Source organism: Microbispora rosea, from assembly GCF_900156315.1.
Classification (GTDB): Bacteria; Actinomycetota; Actinomycetes; order Streptosporangiales; family Streptosporangiaceae; genus Microbispora; species Microbispora rosea.
Genome location: NZ_FTNI01000002.1, coordinates 281,335 through 303,297, shown reverse-complemented (window position 1 = coordinate 303,297; position 21,963 = coordinate 281,335). Strand labels below are relative to the sequence as shown.

General features: G+C 70.4%; 22 protein-coding genes. 7 read left to right on the top strand and 15 right to left on the bottom strand.

Features of this window, described 5'->3' with window-relative positions; all coding sequences use genetic code 11:
* Nucleotides 1-17: 17 nt before the first annotated feature.
* The gene (locus BXA11_RS04085) at nucleotides 18-1,370 is read left to right on the top strand and encodes a penicillin-binding protein (RefSeq protein WP_076432809.1); all 1,353 of its coding nucleotides are present in this window, start codon (nucleotides 18-20) and stop codon (nucleotides 1,368-1,370) included.
* Between the two features lie 15 nt (nucleotides 1,371-1,385).
* On the opposite strand, the gene BXA11_RS04080 is transcribed toward BXA11_RS04085, so the two are convergent.
* On the bottom strand, nucleotides 1,386-2,459 hold the full coding sequence (locus BXA11_RS04080; RefSeq protein WP_076433148.1) for an FUSC family protein: 1,074 nt from the start codon (nucleotides 2,457-2,459) through the stop codon (nucleotides 1,386-1,388).
* 115 nt (nucleotides 2,460-2,574) lie between these two features.
* Nucleotides 2,575-3,549 carry a GlxA family transcriptional regulator gene (locus BXA11_RS04075; protein ID WP_239104736.1) on the bottom strand — a complete coding sequence of 325 codons (975 nt, stop codon included), beginning with the start codon at nucleotides 3,547-3,549 and terminating at the stop codon, nucleotides 2,575-2,577.
* A gap of 283 nt (nucleotides 3,550-3,832) precedes the next feature.
* Here BXA11_RS04075 and BXA11_RS04070 point away from each other — a divergent pair, with 283 nt between their 5' ends.
* From BXA11_RS04070 to BXA11_RS04055, 4 genes are all read left to right on the top strand, one after another.
* Nucleotides 3,833-4,471 (top strand): HD domain-containing protein, encoded by a 639-nt coding sequence (locus BXA11_RS04070; RefSeq protein ID WP_076432805.1) that lies wholly within the window; start codon nucleotides 3,833-3,835, stop codon nucleotides 4,469-4,471.
* 71 nt (nucleotides 4,472-4,542) lie between these two features.
* Complete coding sequence (locus BXA11_RS04065; RefSeq protein ID WP_076432803.1) at nucleotides 4,543-5,481, top strand: NADP-dependent oxidoreductase; 939 nt, start codon at nucleotides 4,543-4,545, stop codon at nucleotides 5,479-5,481.
* A 146-nt stretch (nucleotides 5,482-5,627) separates the two neighbouring features.
* Nucleotides 5,628-6,647, top strand: a complete 1,020-nt coding sequence (locus BXA11_RS04060) for a methyltransferase (RefSeq protein ID WP_083743931.1) — start codon at nucleotides 5,628-5,630, stop codon at nucleotides 6,645-6,647.
* Nucleotides 6,648-6,760: 113 nt separating this feature from the next.
* Nucleotides 6,761-7,696: an LLM class F420-dependent oxidoreductase gene (locus BXA11_RS04055; RefSeq protein WP_076432801.1), complete on the top strand. Its 936-nt coding sequence runs from the start codon at nucleotides 6,761-6,763 to the stop codon at nucleotides 7,694-7,696.
* A gap of 175 nt (nucleotides 7,697-7,871) precedes the next feature.
* Here the strand turns inward: BXA11_RS04055 and BXA11_RS04050 are convergent, their stop codons facing one another.
* Nucleotides 7,872-9,035 (bottom strand): acyl-CoA dehydrogenase family protein, encoded by a 1,164-nt coding sequence (locus BXA11_RS04050; RefSeq protein ID WP_076432799.1) that lies wholly within the window; start codon nucleotides 9,033-9,035, stop codon nucleotides 7,872-7,874.
* A gap of 225 nt (nucleotides 9,036-9,260) precedes the next feature.
* Between BXA11_RS04050 and BXA11_RS04045 the strand changes: the two genes are divergently transcribed.
* Entirely contained in the window at nucleotides 9,261-10,574 is a 1,314-nt protein-coding gene (locus tag BXA11_RS04045) for a UDP-glucose dehydrogenase family protein (protein WP_143734066.1), read from the top strand.
* Here the strand turns inward: BXA11_RS04045 and purE are convergent.
* The 3 genes from purE to BXA11_RS04030 are packed head-to-tail and all read right to left on the bottom strand — an operon-like array spanning nucleotide 10,571 to nucleotide 13,256.
* Complete coding sequence (gene purE / locus BXA11_RS04040) at nucleotides 10,571-11,086, bottom strand: 5-(carboxyamino)imidazole ribonucleotide mutase (RefSeq protein WP_030509431.1); 516 nt, start codon at nucleotides 11,084-11,086, stop codon at nucleotides 10,571-10,573. The genes BXA11_RS04045 and purE overlap by 4 nt on opposite strands.
* A complete protein-coding gene (locus BXA11_RS04035) occupies nucleotides 11,079-12,245 on the bottom strand; it encodes a 5-(carboxyamino)imidazole ribonucleotide synthase (protein WP_030509432.1) in 1,167 nt (388 codons plus the stop codon). Before BXA11_RS04035 ends, purE begins: the two co-directional genes overlap by 8 nt.
* A 36-nt stretch (nucleotides 12,246-12,281) precedes the next feature.
* Nucleotides 12,282-13,256, bottom strand: coding sequence for a hypothetical protein (locus BXA11_RS04030; protein ID WP_143734065.1), 975 nt, complete (start codon nucleotides 13,254-13,256; stop codon nucleotides 12,282-12,284).
* A gap of 242 nt (nucleotides 13,257-13,498) precedes the next feature.
* Between BXA11_RS04030 and BXA11_RS04025 the strand changes: the two genes are divergently transcribed.
* On the top strand, nucleotides 13,499-14,053 hold the full coding sequence (locus tag BXA11_RS04025; RefSeq protein WP_083743966.1) for a GtrA family protein: 555 nt from the start codon (nucleotides 13,499-13,501) through the stop codon (nucleotides 14,051-14,053).
* Nucleotides 14,054-14,069: 16 nt separating this feature from the next.
* Here BXA11_RS04025 and BXA11_RS04020 read toward each other — a convergent pair whose 3' ends face one another.
* The 9 genes from BXA11_RS04020 to BXA11_RS03980 all read right to left on the bottom strand — a co-directional run bounded on the left by BXA11_RS04020 (nucleotide 14,070) and on the right by BXA11_RS03980 (nucleotide 21,918).
* Nucleotides 14,070-15,338, bottom strand: coding sequence for a sensor histidine kinase (locus tag BXA11_RS04020; RefSeq protein ID WP_076432793.1), 1,269 nt, complete (start codon nucleotides 15,336-15,338; stop codon nucleotides 14,070-14,072).
* A 35-nt stretch (nucleotides 15,339-15,373) separates the two neighbouring features.
* Complete coding sequence (locus BXA11_RS04015; RefSeq protein WP_030451323.1) at nucleotides 15,374-16,042, bottom strand: response regulator transcription factor; 669 nt, start codon at nucleotides 16,040-16,042, stop codon at nucleotides 15,374-15,376.
* A gap of 284 nt (nucleotides 16,043-16,326) precedes the next feature.
* Nucleotides 16,327-16,809 (bottom strand): bacterioferritin, encoded by a 483-nt coding sequence (gene bfr / locus BXA11_RS04010; RefSeq protein ID WP_030509436.1) that lies wholly within the window; start codon nucleotides 16,807-16,809, stop codon nucleotides 16,327-16,329.
* A 13-nt stretch (nucleotides 16,810-16,822) separates the two neighbouring features.
* On the bottom strand, nucleotides 16,823-17,002 hold the full coding sequence (locus BXA11_RS04005) for a (2Fe-2S)-binding protein (protein WP_030509437.1): 180 nt from the start codon (nucleotides 17,000-17,002) through the stop codon (nucleotides 16,823-16,825).
* 135 nt (nucleotides 17,003-17,137) lie between these two features.
* Nucleotides 17,138-18,223 carry an S-(hydroxymethyl)mycothiol dehydrogenase gene (locus tag BXA11_RS04000; RefSeq protein ID WP_076433144.1) on the bottom strand — a complete coding sequence of 362 codons (1,086 nt, stop codon included), beginning with the start codon at nucleotides 18,221-18,223 and terminating at the stop codon, nucleotides 17,138-17,140.
* A gap of 10 nt (nucleotides 18,224-18,233) precedes the next feature.
* Complete coding sequence (locus BXA11_RS03995; RefSeq protein ID WP_239104737.1) at nucleotides 18,234-19,235, bottom strand: adenylate/guanylate cyclase domain-containing protein; 1,002 nt, start codon at nucleotides 19,233-19,235, stop codon at nucleotides 18,234-18,236.
* A gap of 39 nt (nucleotides 19,236-19,274) precedes the next feature.
* Nucleotides 19,275-19,787: a PH domain-containing protein gene (locus BXA11_RS03990; protein WP_076432791.1), complete on the bottom strand. Its 513-nt coding sequence runs from the start codon at nucleotides 19,785-19,787 to the stop codon at nucleotides 19,275-19,277.
* A gap of 94 nt (nucleotides 19,788-19,881) precedes the next feature.
* Complete coding sequence (locus tag BXA11_RS03985; protein WP_076432789.1) at nucleotides 19,882-20,733, bottom strand: biotin--[acetyl-CoA-carboxylase] ligase; 852 nt, start codon at nucleotides 20,731-20,733, stop codon at nucleotides 19,882-19,884.
* A 57-nt stretch (nucleotides 20,734-20,790) separates the two neighbouring features.
* Nucleotides 20,791-21,918 carry a glycosyltransferase family 9 protein gene (locus BXA11_RS03980; protein WP_204053447.1) on the bottom strand — a complete coding sequence of 376 codons (1,128 nt, stop codon included), beginning with the start codon at nucleotides 21,916-21,918 and terminating at the stop codon, nucleotides 20,791-20,793.
* Nucleotides 21,919-21,963 lie beyond the last annotated feature (45 nt).

Below are 21,963 nucleotides of genomic sequence, written 5' to 3'. Positions count from 1 at the left end.
GAGACCGAAGGGCGACGATGAAGGCATTTCTGGTTTTCCTCGGCGTCGCCATGCTGGGGGCGGTGATCGCGACTCTCCTGCTGTTGTGGAGTCCGGCGGGCGACGCGGACAAGGAGCCCGTGGCCTCGGCTTCCACCTCCGCCGCCTCCGCGTCCCCCGTGGCCGGGAAAAGCGTGCTGCTGGATGCCGATGGCGGCGTCATCGAGGAGTTCTCCCGCGACTGCACGCGCAGCGGATATCCCTACCTATGCCAGTACGTCAGTGAGCGGCTTCGCGCCGAGGACCCGCAACTGCTCACCCGCGACGGATTGACGATCCGGACGACCATCGACCAGCGGCTCCAGCGGGCGGCGCAACGGGCCGTCGACGCCTACGTCTACCGCGACGACCCGCAGATCGCCACGCAGGTAGTGGTCGTTCCGGGCGAAGGGGCCGTCAAAACCATGGTCACCAGCCGTGATCCCGCCGACGGGCCGGGCCTCCACCAGGGCACGACGGCGATGCCCTACGCCCTGGCCGCCGCGCTCGCCGCCGGGTTCCGGTACGACGACGGGTTCGTTGTCTCAGACGAGTACCGACCCTCGATCTTCGCTAAGTTCAAGAACTGCGCGGGCCGGCCTGTCGCAGATCCGTACCACAGCATCCACAACCGGAAGAAGGGCGGAGTCCGGTTCGTCACCCTGCGGTCGGGCACCCGGGACGCGGTGAACACCTTTTTCATGCGACTGCAGGAGAAGGTGGGCCTGTGCGAGACCGTCCAGATGGCCCAGCGGCTCGGGCTCAAAACCTTCGACGGGAAGCCGCTACAGGAGTTCGAGTCCTTCCCCCTGGGCCTTACCGAGGCCGATCCCGTCTCAGTGGCCAACTCGTACGCGAGCCTCGCCGCCCGCGGGCGCTTCTGCGAGCCGAGGGTGATCACGGAGATCCGCGACGGCTCGGGCGCCGTGCGCTCCTTCCCTGCGCACTGCGCGCAGGTCCTGGACCCGGCGGTCGCCGACGCGGTCACCGGCGTGCTGAAGGACGTTCTGGCCATGAGCGCGCTCAAGGGCATCGGCCGCGAGGCGGCGGGCATGCCCGGCGACGGCGATACCTTCCGCACCGCCTGGTACGTCGGCTACACCCCCGGCCTGGCCTCGGCCGTCAGCCTCGGCGACTCTCGCAGCACGATCCGCTACCCGTTGATCGACGTCACCATCGGCGGCCGCCGCTACTCACACGTTGACGGCGCGTCGGTTCCCGGCCTGATCTGGAAGAAGACGATGACCGAGGCGGTGCGGGGGACGCAGGAGACCCGTTTCACCCGGCCGGACGCCGCGCGCTTCGGCGGCTGCCGCGACGCCTGCCCGCTTCCGTCCCTCCGGCCACGGTGAGCGGGACGTTCGACCTCAGCCACGCATGCTCTCGTCGCGGAACTCGTCGAGCGGGGTCAGCGCGGCCGATGCCTCGTCATGATCCATGCCGGTCGCCTCGAGCAGATCGACGGCGATGGACCGCAGCTGCGCGAGGATGACGTTCGCCGAGAAGCCGAGGTTCTTGGGCCGCTCCCGCGCGGCGACGGCGAGCAGCGCCTGCCTGGTCAGCATCGGTTCCCGTCCGGCCCCCAGTTCGAGCTGGAGCAGCAGCGCCGCCTCCGAGACCTCGCGCAGCACCTCGGCCAGGGCGACCGGCGGCGGGCTCGCCTCCCCCATCGCCGCAAGCGTGCGGCGCACCAGGACGCGTGCGTTGCGCAGGGCGAGATCCACCGGCAGGGCGGCGGTCTTGTACCTGGCCAGCCTGGCCCGGTGATGCCAGCGCAGCGGCGATATCTTGATGATCTCCTCGCTGTTGTCCAGCGCCGCCGTGAACTCCTCGACCGCGGTCTGGGTCCTGCGGCCGCACTCCAGCGCCTCGGCGGCCAGGTCCGCGTCACCCTTCTCGATCGCCTCCGCCGCCTGTTCGAGCATGGTGGAGAAGGCGTCGAGCACGCCGGACAGATGTCTGCCCGCGATGGTGAGCGGACTGGCGGGCAGCAGCGCGACCGCGGCGAGGCCGATGACGCCGCCGGCGAGCGCGTCGGCCATCCGGTCCAGCCCGCCGGCGTCCGTGCCCGGCACCAGCATGGCGACCAGCACCGCGGACGACCCGGCCTGCGACACGAACAGCTGGCCGCTGTTCAGCAGCCACGCGATGGTCATCGCCAGCGCGATCACGAGGGCGAGCTGCCAGGGGCCCGAGCCGATCCAGGACACCAGCAGGTCGCCGACGCCCACGCCCAGACTGACGCCGACCACCAGCTCGGCCATCCTGCGCAGCCGCTGCCCGATCCCCAGGCCCACGCAGATCAGCACCGAGATGGGCGCGAAGAGCGGATGAGCGTGTCCGAGAAGATGAACGGCGACGATCCAGGCCAGAGCGGCGCCTACGGCGCACTGCGCGATAGAAGGCCCGATCAGCCCGAACGTGCCCAGCCGTTTCCTCACCTGATCAACGAGCCACGCGCGCACCCCTCCACGATCGCGGATCTTTATGACATTGGGATCACATTTGCCCCGAAATTGTCCGATTCGGACCGCTCAGTGACGGCCCGGCCTGCGGTCAGCCCGCGTTGGCGCGGCGGGCCGTGCCGAACCGGCGCTGGTAGGCGGCGGGGCTGATCGACAGCTTCCTGGCGAAAACTCGTCGCAGGCTCTCGTAGCTGGGGAACCCGGCAAGGGTCGCGGCCTGCGTCGCGGTGTGTCCTTGATCGAGCAGTGCCCTGGCCATGTCGAATCGGATGTTCTCCACGTAGCGGGCCGGCGTCGTGGACAGCTCGTCGCGGAAGAGCCGGGTGAGGTGCCGGGTGCTCACGTTGAGGTGTTTGGCGAGTTCGCCGAGCGAGTGGTTCCCACCGGGGTTCGCCGTCACCACGTCGGTGATTCTGCGGAGCGCCGACGAGCGGGGCGGCGGTCCTTGCAGCGGCGCGGAGAACTGGGACTGGCCACCCGCACGCTGCATGTACACCACCAGGGCGCGGGCGACTTCGCGCGCGAGATCGGGCCCGTGGTCCTCCTCGACGAGAGCGAGCGCCAGATCGATGCCGGCCGTCACCCCTGCCGACGTGTAGACGGCGCCATCGCGCACATAGATCGCGTCGGGCTCGACCCGGCACGTCGGGCACCGTACGGCGAGCTCGTGCGCGACCTTCCAGTGGGTGGTCGCGCGCCTGCCGTCAAGGAGGCCGGCGGCGGCGAGGACGAACGCCCCGGTGCAGATCGACGCGACGCGGCCGGCCACCGCCGCCGGTGTCCGCGCCGCGTCCGCCAGCTCGCCGGGGACGGGGGCACGCGGATAGAGATCGGACCCGGCCACCAGCAACGTGTCGGAGGCCGGCTCCGAGGAGACGGCGCCGTCCACCGCGATCCGGACCCCGAGGCTCGACGTGACGTCCGCACCCGTCGGCGACAGCAACACGATCCGGTAGCCGGCGCCGAACCGGTTCGCCTCCTTGAAAACCTCCGCGGGACCGGCGACGTCGAGCAACGTCACTCCGTCATAGACGAGGATCGCGACGCGATGAGGGGCGGCGTCCACCACTCCGGCCCCTCCGGAGCCGGAGCCGCGCGGTGACCGGCCGGACCCCGCCGGCACCGACCGCCCTCGGGCCGGCGACGCAGGAGGCATGGGCACCGTTCATTGGTAGCACACCGTTACCGACGATCACGGGACCCCCTGGACGGGGTGAACTCGATACCGCCCTGTCCGGATATAGGGGATTCCTGTCCAGACGAGGGCGGCGTCGCACGCCGACGACGGGGAGCATGGAAGTCGGACATACGACCCATGGTCCGACATAGCTCCCGGAAGGTCAGAGGTTATGCCAGAGGTCATCGCGGGATTGGAGATTCCCGAGACAGCGGCGGTCGCCGAAGCGACCACGCTCATCCAGGAGACGACCACTCCCCTCATCTACCACCATTCCCGGCGGGTCTTCTTCTTCGGCCTGATTCACGCGCGCACGCTCGGTGTGGAACCGGACCCGGAGCTGCTCTACCTCGCGGCCATGTTCCACGACGCCGGTCTCCTGACTCCCTTTTCCGATGTCGAGCAGCGCTTCGAGGTGGACAGCGCCGACCACGCGCGCAGGTTCCTCCTGGAACGGGGTTTCTCAACGGCCGCCGCCGAGACCGTCTGGACGGCGATCGCGCTGCACACGACGCCGGGCATCCCCGACCGGATGTCCCCCGAAATCGCGAGCACGTACCTCGGCGTCCTGACCGACGTGATCGGCTTCGGTCTGGACGGACTGGAGCAGGATCGACTGGACGAAATCCTCGCCGTCCACCCTCGCGGGGACTTCAAGAACGAGTTCCTGCGCGCCTATGTCGACGGGCTCAAGAACCGCCCCGAAACCACGAACGGGACCGTGAACTCCGACGTGCTCGAACACTTCGTCCCCGGCTTCCGGCGTATGACGACGGTCGAGCGCATCCTCGGCTCAGCCTGGCCCAGCTGACCGGCATCACCTTCATGGCGCGAGATGAGCGGTGTGAGTCACTTCGACACCGCTGTGGAAAGGATTCGGACATGCGAGCGATCACCGTACGGGATCGTGCCGCGGGCGTCGGCGGCCTCACCCTGACCGACATGCCTTATCCCCACGCCGCCGAGAACGACGTCATCGTGCGTGTGCACGCCGCGGGCTTCACCCCCGGAGAGCTCGACTGGCCGGCGACGTGGTCCGATCGCGCCGGCCGCGACCGGACCCCCAGCATCCCCGGGCACGAGCTGTCCGGAGTCGTGGTCGAGCTCGGCTACGGAACCACCGGCCTCACCGTGGGCCAGCGGGTGTTCGGGCTGACCGACTGGGCCCGCAACGGGTCCCTGGCCGAATACGCGGCAGTGGAGGCGCGCAACCTCGCCCCCCTCGCGGCCGACATCGACCACTCTGTGGCCGCCGCGCTGCCCATCTCCGGACTGACCGCGTGGCAGGGACTGTTCGACCACGCCCACCTCACAACCGGCCAGACCGTCCTCATTCACGGCGCCGCGGGCGGCGTCGGCTCGATCGCCGTCCAACTCGCGCGGGAGACGGGCGCCCACGTGATCGGCACCGGCCGGGCCGACGACCGCGATGTCGCGCTCGGCCTCGGCGCGCAGACCTTCCTCGACCTGGACGCCGACGACTTGCGGCACGTCGGCGAGGTGGACGTGGTGTTCGACGTGATCGGCGGCGACATCCTCGAGCGATCCACCGAGCTGGTGCGCCCGGGCGGCACCCTGGTCACCATCGCCATGCCACCCACCGTGCAGCCCAAGGACGGGCGAGCCGTCTTCTTCGTCGTCGAACCCGACCGCGCCCGACTGGCGGACCTCGCCCAGCGCGTGCGGGCCGGACGGCTCACCCCCATCGTCGGCGACGTGCGACCGCTTGCCGAAACTGCCTCCGCGTTCGGCCGCCACCGCCGCACGCCCGGGAAGACGATCATCCAGGTCGCGGACGACCAAGCAGCGCGGCCCTCCTGATCAGCGTGCGAATCACGGCAGTGTGCCGATAGGCACGACTGCCGCGATTCCACAGCCCGCCCCTCACACCAGATGTCCCGTTGCCGGCCACACCGGCAGAAGCCGATGCCCGTCCGGGCAGCGACGAGATGAAAGTACGGAGCACCATGAAGGACCTTGAGCAGGAACGCGACTTCGGCAGGCTGTTCCAGATGATCACCGGCCACGGGGTCGCGCAGATCGTCCGAACGGCGGCGGCCCTGTCGATCACCGACCATGTCGCCGCGGGGGCACGTACGGCCGATGAGGTCGCGGATCGGGCATCCACCCATCCGGCCACGACCTATCGCCTGATGCGGGCGTGCGCCTCGATCGGACTGCTCGCCTACGAAGGCCACGGCAGGTTCGCCACCACCCCGATGGGAGAACTGCTGCGCGAAGGGGTCCCGGGTTCACTGCGCGACACCACCCTCCACCTGGCGGGCTACTCGACCTGGGTGAGCTGGGCGCACCTGCCCGATGCCGTGCGCGAGGGCAGAACGCAGGTGTACAAGGCACTGGGCATGGACCAGTTCACCTACTTCTCCCAGCATCCGGAGGAGGGTGACGCCTTCGCCTCCAGCGGTTCGAGCATGTCGGAGATCGTCGCGGCCGAGGCGGCGAGCGTGCTCGACCTCTCGGGTGTTTCGACGGCCGTCGACGTGGGCGGCGCCAACGGCCGGCTCGTGCTCGGGCTGATGCAGGCCAATCCCGGACTGCACGGCATCGTCCTTGACCAGCCGCATGTGACCGCGGCCGCTGCCCGCGCCGCCGGGGAACTCGGCCTCTCCGACCGCTTCAGCGCGGTGCAGGGCGACTTCTTCGAAGGGGTGCCCGCGGCGGACCTGTACCTGCTGAAGTGGGTCCTGCACGACTGGGACGACGACGCATGCGTTCGCCTTCTGCGCAACTGCCGTGCCGCTGCCCGGCCAGGAGCGCGTGCCGTCGTCTTCGAGCTCGTGCTCGGCGAGGTCGGTACGCCGGACTTCGGCGCCGTGGCGGACATGAACATGCTGTCCGTCACCGATGGAGGCCGGGAACGCCACCTTCACGAGTATGACGCCCTGTTCACGGCCGGAGGATGGCGTCGAATCTCCGCCCGGCCCACTCGCTCACTACTGTGGATCATGGAACTCGAGGCCGCCTGACGCCGTCCAGCGCCGGCCCGGCCACCCCGGAATGGTGATCACCGCAGCGCCGCTTCTGGCATAGCCGAACCCCACCTCGCTTCCAACCGCGTTCCAATTCAGGAGTCAGTCACATGCCATTGAAACTTGGCGTCAATCTTCCGCAGAGCTCCGACTACGACTTGACGACGGACGTCGTGAAGTTCGCGCGGGCGGCCGAAGAGATCGGGTACGACAGTCTCTGGGTGTACGAGCGTGTGCTCGTGCCCGTCGACCAGAGCGGTCCCCATGGTTTGTACGGCATTCCTGACGCTCCCTGGCCGGACGTCTATGCGTCCACCGGCGAGCCACTTTTGACTCTGGCGATGGCTGCTGCTGTCACCGAGCGGGTCGAGCTGGGCACGGGTGTCCTCGTTCCGCCGCTGCGCACGCCGTTTCAGCTGGCCCGATCCCTGGCGGCGCTGGATCACCAGTCGGGTGGCCGAGTCATCGCGGGCCTGGGCAGTGGCTGGTCGATCGATGAGTATCACGCGGCCGCGCCGCGGCCGTACTCCGAGCGCGGCGTGGCTCTCGACGAGTTCCTGGACATGGCCTCGGCGGTGTGGGGTCCCGACCCGGTCTCGTTCGACAACGACCGCTACCGCATCGCCCCGGCGCTGGTGAAGCCGAAGCCGGCTCGCCGGATCCCGATCTATCTGGCCGGTGCTGGTCCGGCCGCGCTGCGACGCATCGCCCGCCGCGGCACCGGTTGGCTGCCCACCGGCGTCCCGCCCGAACAGGTCGTGGCGCAGCTCGCGCAGCTTCGTGAGATGGCAGCCGAGGCGGGACGGGACCCGGCCGAGATCAACTGCGTATACCAGGTGCTCGTGCAGGACCTGTCCGACGTGCCGGCGGAGGGCCGGCAGCCCTTTGCCGGCAGCCCGAAGCAGCTGGTCGAGGACCTGGCTGTCCTTGCTGAGGGAGGTGTGCACCACGTCTATGTCACTGCGACGATGGCCAGCAAGGACGTCAACGAGCTGATCGACAACAGTGCGGCGATCCATGAGGCCGTGCGTGGCGCAGGACTGTGACCCGAGAGCCTGAGCCAGGGACCGTTTCCCCCGCCCGGGCTTTGATCGTTATTCCGACTTGAACCTCGAGCTTTCGTGGCGAATTTGAGTGAGTTTGATCGTTTATATGCTCATCCGCCGGCATGACAACCCCGCCCGTCCCTCGGCGGCAGACGGGGTTCTCGCTGCTCAGCGGCTACTTGAGGAGCTGGCGGGCCATGACCACGCGCTGGATCTGGTTGGTGCCCTCGTAGATCTGGGTGATCTTGGCATCGCGCATCATCCGCTCGACCGGGAAGTCCCGCGTGTAGCCGTACCCGCCGAGGAGCTGGACGGCGTCGACGGTGATCTCCATGGCGGCGTCGGAGGCGGCGCACTTGGCGGCGCTGGAGAAGAACGTGAGGTCCTTGACCGGGGTTCCGTTCATGGCCAGCTCCGACTTCGCGGCGGCGGCGTAGGTGAGCTGACGGGCGGCCTCCAGCTTCATCGCCATGTCGGCGAGCATGAACTGCAGGCCCTGGAAGTCGGCGATCGGCTTGCCGAACTGCTTGCGCTCCTTGACGTACCCGAGCGCGTAGTCGAGCGCGCCCTGGGCGATGCCGAGCGCCTGGGCGGCGATCGTGACGCGGGTGTGGTCGAGCGTGGCCAGGGCGGTCTTGAACCCGGTGCCCGGCTCGCCGATCATCCGCGAGGCCGGGATGCGGACGTTCTCCAGGATGACCTGGCGGGTGGGCGAGCCCTTGATGCCGAGCTTCTTCTCCTTGGGCCCGAACGAGACGCCCTCGTCGTCCTTCTCCACCACGAACGCCGAGATGCCGCGGCCGCCAGCCGAGGGGTCGGTCACGGCCATGACCGTGTAGTACTCCGACACGCCCGCGTTGGTGATCCACATCTTGGTGCCGTTGAGCACGTAGTGGTCGCCGTCGCGCACGGCCCTGGTCTTCATGGAGGCGGCGTCCGAGCCGGCCTCCGGCTCGGACAGGGCGTAGGAGAACATGGCCTCACCGCGCGCGACCGGCGTCAGGTAGCGCTGCTTGAGCTCCTCGGACGCCGACAGCAGCAGCGGCACGGTGCCCAGCTTGTTGACGGCCGGGATCAGCGAGGACGAGGCGCACGCGCGGGCGACCTCCTCGATCACGATCACGGTCGCGAGCGCGTCGGCGCCCGCACCGCCGTACGCCTCGGGGACGTGGACGGCGTGCAGGTCGGCCGCGACGAGGTCCTTGTAGACCTCCCAGGGGAACTCCTCGTTCTCGTCGGCCGCCGCGGCACGCGGGGCGATCTTCTCGTCGGCGAGGGCCCGGACCGTCTCGCGGAGCATCTCGTGCTCCTCAGCGGGGGCGTAGAGAGGGAAGCTCATAGCGCCGATACTAGGACGTCCGACTAGAAAGTTACCAGTCAGTACGGCGGCCTCCCTGACCGAACCTCCTGACAAGGGTGAGGAACCGGTCGCCCTGCATCGACCGGGCGGGCTGAGAGCCGTACCGTGGGGCCAAGGCGCCGGTTTGCCCAGGTGGCTCACAGGGCAGTTGACTGGGCCGGTACCATGCCAGATCACAAAGAGTCGGTAAGAGGGGAGCATGCCGTGCCGTACCGCCTCACTGTGCTGGGGACCGGATACCTGGGTGCTACGCACGCGGCGTGCATGGCCGAACTGGGCTTCGAAGTGCTCGGTCTGGACGTGGATCAGAGCAAGATCGAACGGCTGCAGCGCGGCGAGCTGCCGATTCACGAGCCCGGCCTGGAGGAGCTTCTCCGCCGCAACCTCGACTCGGGCAGGCTGCGCTTCACCACCTCCTACGAGGAGGCGGCGGCGTTCGGCGACGTCCACTTCATCTGCGTGGGCACGCCCCAGAAGAAGGGCGAGCAGGCCGCCGACGTCTCCTTCCTCGACGCGGTCGTCGAGGCGCTGGCCCCGCACCTCGACCGCGAGTGCCTGGTTGTGGGCAAGTCCACGGTGCCGGTCGGCACCGCCGAGCGCCTCGCCGACAAGCTCGTACGGCTCTCACCCGCCGGGATGCAGGTCGAGCTGGCCTGGAACCCCGAGTTCCTGCGTGAGGGCTTCGCCGTGCAGGACACGCTCCGCCCCGACCGGATCGTGCTCGGCGTCGCCTCCGAGCGGGCCGAGAAGGTGCTGCGGGACGTCTACGCGCCCCTGGGCGAGGTCCCGATCGTGGTGACCGACTTCCCCACGGCAGAGCTGGTGAAGTCGGCCGCGAACGCGTTCCTGGCCACGAAGATCTCGTTCATCAACGCCATGGCCGAGCTCTGCGAGGCCGCGGGCGGCGACGTCACCCAGCTGTCGCAGGCGCTGTCGTACGACGAGCGGATCGGCGGCAGATACCTCAACCCCGGCCTCGGCTTCGGCGGCGGCTGTCTGCCGAAGGACATCAGGGCGTTCACGGCCAGGGCCGACGAGCTCGGCGCCCCCGGGGCGCTCGCCTTCCTCCGCGAGGTCGACGAGATCAACCTGCGCCGCCGTTCCCGGATGGTCGACCTCACCCGCGACATCCTGGGCGGGGCGTTCGACGGCCGCAGGGTGGCGGTGCTGGGAGCGGCGTTCAAGCCCAACTCCGACGACATCCGGGACTCCCCGGCCCTGGACGTGGCCCTGAAGATCGCTGAGCAGGGCGGGCAGGTCACGGTCTACGACCCGGTCGCCCTGTCCAACGCGCGGGCGGCCCACCCCCACCTCGGGTACGCCGATTCGGCCATGGAGGCCGCTCAGGGGGCCGAGGTCGTGCTGCTGCTCACCGAGTGGCAGGAGTTCGTCGCCCTCGACCCCGAGGAGCTGGGAAGCGCGGTCGCCACCCGCACGATCGTCGACGGCCGCAACGCGCTCGACGCGGACTCCTGGCGCGAAGCCGGATGGGACTACCGCGCCCTCGGCCGCCCCTAACCCCTCGGGTGGGGGTGGAGGGTGGCGGCTTCGGCGCGCAGGCGCTCGCCCTTGGCGTGCGCCTGGTCCCGCAGGGCGGCCTGGAAGTCCTCCATCCGCCGCCGCAGCCCCTCGTCCGACGCGGCCAGGATCCGTACGGCGAGCAGCCCCGCGTTGCGGGCCCCGCCGACGGCGACGGTCGCCACGGGCACCCCGGCCGGCATCTGGACGATCGACAGCAGCGAGTCCATGCCGTCCAGATACTTGAGCGGCACCGGGACGCCGATCACGGGCAGCGGGGTGACCGAGGCCAGCATGCCCGGCAGGTGGGCGGCGCCGCCCGCACCCGCGATGATCACCTTCAGCCCGCGTCCGGCGGCGCCGGAGCCATACTCGATCATCTCGGCCGGCATGCGGTGCGCCGACACCACATCGGCCTCGAAGGACACGCCGAACTCCGCGACCGCCTCGGCGGCCTGGCGCATCACCGGCCAGTCCGAGTCGCTCCCCATGACGATCCCGACGTCAGGCATCCACAGGTCCTCTCAGGCAGGTGACGGCGTGGTGGGCGCGGGCCCGCACCTCGTCGAGGTCGGTGCCGAGCGCGGTGACGTGCCCGATCTTGCGGCCGGGCCGGACGTCCTTGCCGTAGAAGTGAATCTTGATGCCCGGGTCGTTGGCCATCACGTGCTCATACCGGGAGTACACGTCGGGGTCGGGCCCGCCGAGCAGGTTGGCCATGACGACGACCGGCGCGGTCATCGACGGGGACCCGAGCGGCAGGTTGAGCACGGCCCGCAGGTGCTGCTCGAACTGCGAGGTTCGGGCGCCCTCGATCGTCCAGTGACCGCTGTTGTGCGGGCGCATGGCCAGCTCGTTGACCACGAGCCCGGACTTCGTGACGAACATCTCGACCGCGAGGAGCCCGGTCACGCCGAGGTCGCGGGCGATCGTGAGCGCGACACGCTGGGCGTCCGCCGCCTCCTCCTCGCCCAGGTTCGGCGCGGGCGCGATGACCTCGACGCAGATGCCGTCCTGCTGCACGGTCTCGACCACGGGATAGCTGACGCCCTGGCCGTGCGCCGACCGGGCGACCAGCACGGCGACCTCCCGCTCGAACGGGACGAACGCCTCGGCCAGCAGGGCCACGCCGGTGGCGAGCACCTCGCGCGCCTCGTCGGGGGTCTGGCACATCCACACGCCCCGGCCGTCGTAACCGCCGCGCACGGCCTTCAGCACCACGGGCCAGCCGTGCTCCTCGGCGAACGCCTCCACACCGGCCAGGTCCTCGACGCGGGCCCAGGCGGGGCAGGGCGCGCCGATGGCGGTGAGCCGCTCCCGCATGACCGCCTTGTCCTGCGCGTGGACCAGGGCGTCCGCCCCGGGATGTACGGCGTGGCCGTCGGCGGCCAGCGCCCGGATGTGCTCGGTCGGCACGTGCTCGTGGTCGAAGGTGACGGCGTCGCACCCCTTCGCGAACTCCCGGAGATCGGCGAGGTCGCGGTAGTCGCCGAGCCGGGTGTCCACGATCACCTTGGCGGCGCTCTCGTCACGGGTGTTCGCGAGCACGCGCAGGTCGATGCCGAGCGCGATCGCGGCCTGCTGCGTCATCCTCGCCAGCTGGCCCGCGCCGACCATGCCCACCACGGGCGCGGTCACGGGTTCGGAAGGGGGAACGTTCGGGCTGTTCACGACACGTCAGCCTACCTATTGCGCGGCGAAACCCAGTCAGCCGGACCCCTGCCCGGAGCCCTTGGTGATGTCGGCGAGGACCCGGCGCATGCCGACCGTCGTCATCGTGGCGTCCTTGGCCACCCTGGTGGCGAGCACCAGGATCTCGCCGCCGGTGACGGTCGTGGCCGCGCCGCCCGTGAAGGCGCGTACGTCGGCGGCCCGGTAGCGGGGGTGCGCGAGAGAGGAACGGCCCGAGCCCGGCTTCTGGGTGAAGACGACGCGCAGCGCGTGGAACACCAGCGACCCGCCGCCGGGCAGCGCGAGCGCGCGGGCCGGTCCCTCGATGCGCACGTCGGTGGACAGGTGATCGGGACGGACCCTGCCGGGGGCGCGGACCAGCTCCACGAGAAGGCGCCGCATGGGGTCGCCGGAGGCGAAGCGCACCCCGCTGACCCCGTCGCCGCCCACTCCGGCGGGATCGGTGAGGAACGCGACGTGCCGGGTGGGCGCGAGCCGCGCCCCGACGGCCGTGTCCGGGTCGGCCGCGGCGTCGATCACCTCGCCGTCCGCGCCGCCCCCCACGTCGGGCGCCTTGCCGACGAGCGGGATCGGCCCGGCGCCGAGCCGCCATCGGCCGTCCGCCCGCACGAAGACGAAGTAGGCCGGCTCGGGCTTGCGGGCCAGCACGGCGAACCAGGCCCCGTCCTCGCCGTCCTCCCGGCCGGGCAGCAGGAACTCCGGGTCCCGATAGGCGGTCGGACCTGGCGAGCGGCCGGCCGCGCAGAGGCGGCTCCCGATCGTGCTCTCCACGCCGGTCGTGAGCTGCTCGATCTCGGCGCAGTCGCGGTCCTTCCAGGCGTCCGACAGGTCGCCGAGGCCGTCGAAGGCCGCCTGCGCGTCGGCCGTGGTGATCTCGACCGTCGCCGGGGACGTGGCGCCCGGCTCGGCCGGGGTCTCGCGTAGGCCCTCGGTTCCACACCCCGCGAGCAGGACGAGGCCGAGACCGAGGGCCGTGAGTCTGCGCAACACGAGAAAGGCCACCCCTCCAGAACGCGCGCGTCCCCGAACTAGGTGATCCTGGTCGGGCGAGAGCGTAGTGCGAAGAGGGCCCACTCATCCCAGATAGCAGTATTTTTCTTGAAATGTTCTTCGATGACCTGGGACGAAGCGGGCGAAGGTTGCGGCAAGACCCCGATTTGTGCTTGCTACCGGTAGCCTGAGAAGACCTCGCCGCCGACCATGGCCGCCGATCAGGAAGGACCGTGCGGGACGTGCAGTTGCTACGACGTGCCTACGAGCGGTTCGCCGCGCTCATCCACGAGTTGATCAAGTTCGGCCTGGTGGGCGCCATCGCGTTCGTCATCGACTTCGGCGGCACGAACCTGCTGCGGTTCGGCGTCGGCATGGGCCCGCTGTTTTCGAAGGTCGTGGCCACGATCGTCGCCGCCACGTTCGCGTACCTGGGAAACCGCTTCTGGACCTACCGTCATCGGGAACAGAGCGGCCTGGCACGCGAGTACGTCCTGTTCTTCGTGCTGAACGGCTTCGGGCTGCTGCCCCCGCTGCTCCTCATCGGCTTCGTGACCTACTCGCTGGGCCTGCACGACGCGGTGAGCTACAACATCGCCCAGTTCGTCGGCGTGGGGCTCGGCACGCTGTTCCGGCTGTGGTCGTACAAGAAGTGGGTGTTCCTCGCGGCCCCCGAACTGGCCGAGGAACCCACCGTGGGAGCCGCCGTGGGGACCGCAGAGGGAGCCGTCGAGAGGGTCGGCGCGCGGCCTCACTCCGACGTGAAGGCACAGCCCGACCCCCTCACCACCAGCTGACCCCTCCGCCGGACCGTCAGGCGGGGCCGCTCACCACGCGATGACGTCCGCTGTCGCGAGTGTGGCGTAAGAAGATGGCGAAGGTCGCCGGGCGGCGCTTGACCAGTTCCAGCCGCCCGCCGTCGGCCGCCACCAGGGCGCGGGCGAGGGTGAGCCCCAGGCCCGTGCCGCCTCCCCCGCTCACGCTTCGCTCGAATACCCGGTGGCCGAGTGCCTCCGGGATGCCCGGGCCCTCGTCGGCCACCTCGATCACCACAGACCTGCCCGTACTCGATGTGTTGATCGTCAGCACGCCGTCGCCGTGCTTGAGGGAGTTCTCCAGCAGGGTGGACAGCACCTGGCTGAGCCCGCCGGTCGTGCCGAGCGCACTGAGGCCGCGGTCGCCCGCGAGCACCAGCGACCGGTGGGCCCGGCGGAACGCCGGCTCCCACTCGGTGATCTGCTGCCCCACCACGTCGTCCACGTCGATCGGCTCCGCCTGGGCGTGCCGCTGACGGCGGGCGGCGGCCAGCAGTTCGTCGATCACGGCGGTCAGCCGCTCGACCTGCACGACCGCGGCCTCGCCCTCCTCGCGGACCACCTCGGGCTGGTCGGCCGCCGCGACGATCTCCTCCAGGCGCATGCTCAGCCCGGTCAGCGGCGTGCGCAGTTGATGGGAGGCGTCGGTCGCGAACTCGCGCTCCCGCGCGAGCAGGTCGGAGATCCGCAGCGCGCTGCGGTCCAGCACCTCGGCCACGAGATCCAGCTCGGGGATCCCGTAGCGGTGCCTGCTCGGCCTCGCGTCGCCCGAACCCAGCCGCTCGGCGATCCTGGTGAGATCTTGGAGCGGCAGGCTCAGGCGACGCGAGGTGACGGTGGCCAGCCCGATCGCGGCCCCGAGGGCCACGACGGCGAGCGCGATGATGAGCACCAGCCGCGCCTGGGTGTCCTGCTGGACTTGGGCCGCGTCGCGGCTGACGCGTACGTAACCGTTCTCGGAGCGCGCCTCCTCGGTCAGGTCACGGCCCGCACGTGGAGGCGAGCCGACGACGATCGGCGGTTTCCCGCGGACGAACACCTGGAGGTATCGGTCCGGGTAGTTCCGCGTGAGCTGGTCCGGACTGATCCCCTGGCCCTGGCTGAGGGAGTACTCCACCCCCAGCAGCAGCCGGTTCGCATCCGTTCTGAGCTCCTGGGCGACCTCGTCGTTGAACAGACGCACGACGACCACACCCAGGGGCACGCCTAACAGCATTACCGCGATGACCGCGACGAGCAGCATGGAGGACAGCAGGCGCCGGCGCACGTGCTAGCCCCTCCCCCGCAACCGCCCCACGGCGGCTACTCGCGCTCGAAACGGAAGCCGACCCCTCGGACGGTCGTGATGTAGCGCGGCTTGGCCGCGTCGTCGCCGAGCTTGCGGCGCAGCCACGAGATGTGCATGTCCAGTGTCTTTGTCGACCCCCACCAGTTCGTGTCCCACACCTCGCGCATGATCTGCTCGCGGGTGACGACCTTGCCGGCGTCCCGTACGAGCACGCGCAGCAGGTCGAACTCCTTGGTGGTCAGGTGCAGTTCCTTGTCTCCCATCCAGGCCCGGCGGGAGTCGGCGTCGATACGGACGCCTTGCACCACCGGGGTCTCCGATGTTCCGCGCCGGAGCAGAGCCCGCACTCGGGCGAGCAGTTCTGCCAGGCGGAACGGCTTGGTGACGTAGTCGTCGGCACCGGCGTCGAGACCGACGACGGTGTCGACTTCGTCGACACGGGCGGTGAGGATCAGGACCGGAGTCCCGTGTCCCTCCGCGCGAATGCGGCGCGCGACCTCCAGCCCGTCCATCTCTGGAAGGCCGAGGTCGAGAACAATCAGGTCGACGCCCCCCGACAAGGCCCTCTCCAGGGCCTGCGGGCCATCGGGGCTCACCTCCACCTGATAGCCCTCCCGGCGCAGGGCTCGCGCCAGCGGCTCGGAAATCGAGGTGTCATCCTCGGCGAGAAGTACGCAGGTCATGGTGCGATCGTAGGACCTTGTGCGATCGTTTCCCGGCTACAGCGCGCCTTTTGACTTGTCGTTGACCCATCAATTGACCTGGGCAAACACTGATAAATCCAGGATAGTCAGCACGCAACCGACGCGATCTTCTGCCCTATTCTCGACCATTCCGAACTTCGTCGCTGGAAACCGGATAATGGCAGGAAAAACGCCCGCCGAAACGATGACGGCGGGCGTAGTCGATCTGATTTTCGCGTGTCCGGAGCGACCGCGGGGAGAGCGCCGGGCCAGCAGAGCGCGGCTCAGGAGGACGACGGCGGCTCCGCGTACCGCTGAAGGTACAGCTGCTCGCCCAGACTCTCCAGGAGGCCCAGCTCGGTCTCCAGGTAGTCGATGTGGTGCTCCTCGTCGGCCAGGATGCGCTCGAAGAGCGTGGCCGAGGTGATGTCCCCCCGCTCCCGCATGAGGGCGATACCGGGCCGCAGGCGCTTGACCACGCCCAGCTCGAGCTCCAGGTCGGCCTGAAGCTGCTCCCTGACGGTCTGGCCGATGTGCAGGGTGTTCAGCTTCTGGTAGTTCGGCAGACCCTCCAGGAACAGGATCCGGTCGGTGAGTTCCTCCGCGTGCCGCATCTCGTCGATGGACTCCGCCCGCGTGATCGCGGCGAGCTTCGTATATCCCCAGTTCTCCTGTAGCTTCGCGTGCAGGAAGTACTGGTTGATGGCGGTCAGCTCGGAGGTGAGCTGCTCGTTGAGCAGCGCGATGATCTCTTTGTCGCCCTGCATAAGCTTCCTCGATCTATGCGCTGGTGACCAGGTCCTCTGACCGTTTCAGGATCGCACAGATCTTCCGGACGCAGGACGCGCAGTCCCCCCCTGCACCCGTGACGTCCCGCACCTGGCGAGCCGTCCTCGCCCCGTCGGCGATGCAGTCGTGCACCTCGCTCTCGGTGACGGCGCGGCAGATGCAGACGTACATGGTCGCCTCTCAGGATCTTGAGGAAGGTTAGGCATACCTAAGATAACCCAGTTTGGTAAGGCTTGCCTATGTGATCCAAGGCACAGAAAGGGGCGGCACTCCGCAAAAGGAAGCGCCGCCCCTCGCCCGCGGGCGTCAGAGCACCACGACCGACCGCAGCACCTCCCCGCGGTGCATCTTGCCGAACGCCTCCTCGACCTGGTCGAGGCCGATGGTCTCAGAGACGAACCCGTCGAGGTCGAGCCGTCCCTGCAGATAGAGGTCGATCAGCATGGGGAAGTCCCGGCTGGGCAGGCAGTCGCCGTACCAGGAGGACTTGAGCGCGCCGCCGCGGCCGAAGACGTCGAGCAGCGGCAGTTCGAGCTGCATCTCCGGGGTCGGCACGCCGACCAGCACGACGGTCCCGGCCAGGTCGCGGGCGTAGAAGGCCTGCTTGTACGTCTCGGGACGGCCCACCGCCTCGATCACGACGTCGGCGCCGAACCCGCCGGTGAGGTCGCGGATGGCCTCCACCGGGTCGGTCTCCCGCGAGTTGACGGTGTGCGTGGCGCCGAAGCCGCGGGCCCAGTCGAGCTTGCGGTCGTCCACGTCCACCGCGACGATGGTCCGGGCTCCGGCGAGGTGCGCGCCCGCGATGGCCGCGTTGCCCACGCCGCCGCAGCCGATCACCGCGACCGTGTCGCCCCGGGTCACGCCGCCGGTGTTGATCGCGGCCCCGAGGCCGGCCATCACGCCGCAGCCGAGCAGCCCGGCGACGGCCGGCTTGGCCGCCGGGTTGACCTTCGTGCACTGCCCGGCCGCCACCAGGGTCTTCTCCAGGAAGGCCCCGATGCCGAGCGCCGGGCTGAGCACGGTGCCGTCGGCCAGCGTCATCTTCTGCGCCGCGTTGTGGGTGTTGAAGCAGTACCACGGCCGGCCCCGCAGGCACGCGCGGCACTGCCCGCACACCGCCCGCCAGTTGAGGATCACGTAGTCGCCGGGCTCGACCTCGGTCACGCCCGCGCCGACCGCCTCGACGACGCCCGCGGCCTCGTGGCCCAGCAGGAACGGGAACTCGTCGTTGATGCCGCCCTCGCGATAGTGGAGGTCGGTGTGGCAGACCCCGCAGGCCTGCACGTTCACGACCGCCTCGCCGGGCCCCGGATCCGGCACGACGACCGTCTCCAGCGTCACCGCCTCTCCCTTGCCGCGCGCCACCACGCCTTGGACTTCGTACGGCATGTGCTGCACCTCAACTTTCTCGGGTGGATCTCCTCAGAACATACGGCTCCACCACGCCGAGCCCGCGGGCGGGACGGCGGCGGAGTTTGACCAGGTCGACGCCGGGCGCCCCGGCGAGGCCGGCGGCGAGCTCACTGTCGGCCAGGATCGTGCCGGGCCTGGCGATGGCCGTCAGCCGGGCCGCCAGGTTGACCGTCGTGCCGAAGACGTCGCCCATCGCCGGGAGCACCGGGCCGTACGCCAGCCCGACCCGCACGTCGGGCCCCTCGGCGTCCCGTTTGAGCTCGTCGAGCAGGTCGAGCGCGATGAGGGCCGCGGTCCTCGGGTCGGCGGCGGTGAAGAGCACCTCGTCGCCGAGCGTCTTGACCAGCCGGCCGTCGTGCGCCGCGATCACGTCGGAGGCCCGCGACTCGAACCCCTCGACCAGGTCGGCCAGCGCCAGCTCGTCCAGCTCCCGCGACACGCGGGTGAAGGCGACCAGGTCGGCGAACCCGACCCCGAGCCTCGGCCGGGTCGGCGAGACGTCCTCGCCGGGTTCGGCGAGGGAGACCAGCCGGCTCGCGGTCGCGGCGAGCTGGGAGCGCCAGACGTGCACCAGCGTCTGCTCGAAGTCCGGCAGCAGGCGGCTGACCGTGTCCACCACCTGCCGCAGCGCGTCCTCCCCCGCCTTCGCGCCGGGCTGGATCAGCGCGTCCAGCATGATCTCGGCCTGCCACTGGGCGAGCCGCGCGGTCGTGCGGCCGAGGGCCCTGGCCATGCGGATGACGGTCCGCTCGTCGAGCGTCTCCGTGTCGATCAGGTCGCGGATGCGGTGCAGGGCCGCCAGGTCGGCCTCGGTGAACGCCACGGCGTCGTCGGCGAACGTGGCGAAGCCGAGGGCCCGCCAGATCCGCGCCGCCAGGTCCTGCGGGATGCCGGCCGCCTCGGCGACCTGCCTCCGGGTGTAGGCCGGTGCCGGCCCCAGGAACAATCGCCGCATGTCGTCGGCGCCGGGCCGCCCGCTAGTGTCCACGTCCCCCTCCCCCGCACGGCGCGCAGGCCGCGCCGCGTTTCATTCCCCGTCGATGTTCCCGTCCGCGGCGTCCTCCACCAGCCGGAACAGCTCGTGCCGCACCCGCTGGATCTGGGGGATGTCGCGATAGTCGATGTCGCCCTTCTCCGAGGCCGACTCGACCCGGAGCGTGCCGCATCCGAGGATGCGCTCCAGGAGCCGCTGGTCGGAGCTCACGCTGCTCACCTTGGCCAGCGGGATGTCGTCCTCCGACTTGTTCAGCACGCCCGTGCTGATCGCGAAGCGGTGCGAGGTCAGCGTGTACGACGTCGTCACCCAGCGCAGATAGGGGACGATCGTCCACAGGACCAGCGCCACGAAGGCGACCACGGCCACCGCGCCGCGGGCGTATCCCGCGTACTCGTAGTCGCCGGGGATGAAGATGAAGGCCGCGACGGCGGCGGCCAGCACGACGATGAGGGCGAGGACCGGAAGGATCAGTCGCTTCCAGTGCGGATGGAACGATAGAACGACGCGCTCGCCGTCGGCCAAGTAGTGATCCGGGAGACCCATGGCGCAAATCGTGACACGATCGCCGGTCGATTGCATGCGTTCGACTGATCACCCGGCGGCTCCGATCACGCGGAAGCCCTGATCACCCGACAGCTCAGGCCGCCGGGCCGGTCTCCGGCGCCGGACCCTTGCGGACGTGGACGACGTCGCCCGCGCTGAGCGTGTGCTCCCCGTCGCCGGCACGCACGACCAGATGGCCGGACGCGTCGACGCCGGTCGCCAGGCCGGTCAGCACCCGCTCTCCCGGCAGCTCGACCCTGACCTCCTGGCCCACGGTGGCCGACCAGGCGAGGTAGGCGGCACGCAGGCCCGATGCGTCCGGGTCGCCGTCGGCGGCCTTCCAGTCGCGGTAGTGCGACTCGACCTCCCGCAGGATCGCGCGCAGCAGCGGATCGCGGTCGGTGCAGGCCGCGTTCTCGACGGCGAGGGACGTGGCCCGATCCACGGGCAGCTCCTCCGGCCGCAGCGAGACGTTGAGCCCCATGCCGACGACCACCATGCGGTCCACCCGCTCGGCCAGGATCCCGGCGAGCTTGCGCTCCCCCACCATGAGGTCGTTGGGCCACTTGAGCCGCACGTCGATCTCCGCGATCCGCCGTACGGCCGAGGCGGCGGCGAGGCCGACCAGCAGCGCCAGCCAGCCCTGCCGGGCGAGCGGCGCCTCCGGCCGCAGCAGCATCGAGAACGTCAGCCCGGAGCGCGGCGGCGCGGTCCACGGGCGTCCGAGCCTGCCCCGGCCGGCGAACTGCGACTCCGCGACGAGCACGGCGCCCTCGGCCGGGCTCTCGCGCACGGTCCTGGCCAGGTCGGCGTTGGTGGAGCCGGTCCGCTCGACGACGCGGATGGACGACCACAGCGAGCCCGGGCGCACCAGCGCCCTGGTCAGCGCGGTCTCGGACAGCGGAGGCCGGTCGAGATCGGCGTACGGCGAGTCGGGCACGCACATCAGGCTATCGGCCGCAGGACCCGCCTCCGCCGCCCCGTCCGTCGGCCGGAGGCGCGATCACCGGGCGTCCCGGGCGCCCGCCGGGGTCCGCCACCAGGGACCGCCGCACTCGTCGGTCAGGCGCAGCGCCTCGGCGGCCACCTGCTCGGGCGGTATGTCGAGGCAGTCGTGGGCGAAGGGGCAGGCGAACTGGCGGCAGGGCGAGCAGGCGGTGGGCACCGTGAGGATCGACGCCGGGCCGAACCGCGGCCGATACTGCTCCACCTGCTCGGTGCCGGCGAACAGCACGACCACGGGCGTGCCGAGCGCGCTGGCCAGGTGCGCCCCGCCGCTGTTGTTGCACACCACCACGTCGACGGCGTCGATGAGCGCCGCCAGGACCGGCACGTCGAACCGTCCGGGCAGCAGGACCGCGCCGGGCACACCGGCGCCGGTCGCCTCGACGAGCGGCGCCTCGCGGGCCGTGCCCGCCACGAGGACCCGCAGCCCGGCGGCCGTGAGCAGCCCGGCCACCTGGGCGAACCGATCCGCCGGGTAGCGCCGCGCGGAGCAGGAGGCCCCCGGAAGGATGAGCGCGCACGGCCGCCTTCCGTGGCCGTCCGCGTGGCCGTCCTCATGCCCGTCCGTCTGCCCGTCCACGCGCCTGTCGCCTGTGGGTCCGCCGCCGAGCAGGCGGCGGGCCGTACGGGCCGCCTCGGCGGGCACGCGCACGCGCAGCCTGCCCTCGACCGGAGGGACGCCCACCCGTTCGAGCATGTGCAGCGCGCGATCCACCTGGTGGGTCTCGTCCGGCGGCGAGGGCACCCAGTGGGTCAGCCCCGCCCCGCCGAACTCCTTGGACATGCCGACCCTCACGGGCAGTCCGGCGAGCCTGCAGAGGTTCCCGGCCGGCCAAGGGGCCTGGGAGAACGAGGTCAGGATCACCGCCGCCTCGTAGCCGCCCCACCCGATCCGCTCGACGAGATCCAGGTCGTCGGTGACCGGGACGTCCTCACCGCCCGTCTTCTGCCACGAGACCGAGGCGGTGAGCACGCCGTCCACCTCGGGGAGCAGCGCGGCCGCGGCGGCGCCCGCGGGAGTGGCCAGCAGGTCGAGCCGGGCCCGGGGAGCGGCCCGCCGCAGCGATCGCAGCGCCGGGCCCGCCATCACCACGTCGCCGACATTGTCCGGCCTGATCACGAGCACGCGGGCGAGCCTCCGCCACGGGACAGGTGGGCCTGTGAGCGCCGC

What these genes read in the sequence shown, in the direction of transcription:
- BXA11_RS04005 (WP_030509437.1), bottom strand. Translation starts at nt 17,002, where the DNA reads ATGTACGTCTGCATCTGCCGCGCCGTCACCGAGAGCGAGGTGCACGAC.
- BXA11_RS03985 (WP_076432789.1), bottom strand. Translation starts at nt 20,733, where the DNA reads ATGTGCGTGCCCGACTCGCCGTACGCCGATCTCGACCGGCCTCCGCTG.
- BXA11_RS04065 (WP_076432803.1), top strand. Translation starts at nt 4,543, where the DNA reads ATGCGAGCGATCACCGTACGGGATCGTGCCGCGGGCGTCGGCGGCCTC.
- BXA11_RS04015 (WP_030451323.1), bottom strand. Translation starts at nt 16,042, where the DNA reads ATGACCTGCGTACTTCTCGCCGAGGATGACACCTCGATTTCCGAGCCG.
- BXA11_RS04055 (WP_076432801.1), top strand. Translation starts at nt 6,761, where the DNA reads ATGCCATTGAAACTTGGCGTCAATCTTCCGCAGAGCTCCGACTACGAC.
- BXA11_RS04070 (WP_076432805.1), top strand. Translation starts at nt 3,833, where the DNA reads ATGCCAGAGGTCATCGCGGGATTGGAGATTCCCGAGACAGCGGCGGTC.
- BXA11_RS04050 (WP_076432799.1), bottom strand. Translation starts at nt 9,035, where the DNA reads ATGAGCTTCCCTCTCTACGCCCCCGCTGAGGAGCACGAGATGCTCCGC.
- BXA11_RS04000 (WP_076433144.1), bottom strand. Translation starts at nt 18,223, where the DNA reads ATGCCGTACGAAGTCCAAGGCGTGGTGGCGCGCGGCAAGGGAGAGGCG.
- BXA11_RS04060 (WP_083743931.1), top strand. Translation starts at nt 5,628, where the DNA reads ATGAAGGACCTTGAGCAGGAACGCGACTTCGGCAGGCTGTTCCAGATG.
- purE (WP_030509431.1), bottom strand. Translation starts at nt 11,086, where the DNA reads ATGCCTGACGTCGGGATCGTCATGGGGAGCGACTCGGACTGGCCGGTG.
- bfr (WP_030509436.1), bottom strand. Translation starts at nt 16,809, where the DNA reads ATGCAGGGCGACAAAGAGATCATCGCGCTGCTCAACGAGCAGCTCACC.
- BXA11_RS03990 (WP_076432791.1), bottom strand. Translation starts at nt 19,787, where the DNA reads ATGGGTCTCCCGGATCACTACTTGGCCGACGGCGAGCGCGTCGTTCTA.
- BXA11_RS04085 (WP_076432809.1), top strand. Translation starts at nt 18, where the DNA reads ATGAAGGCATTTCTGGTTTTCCTCGGCGTCGCCATGCTGGGGGCGGTG.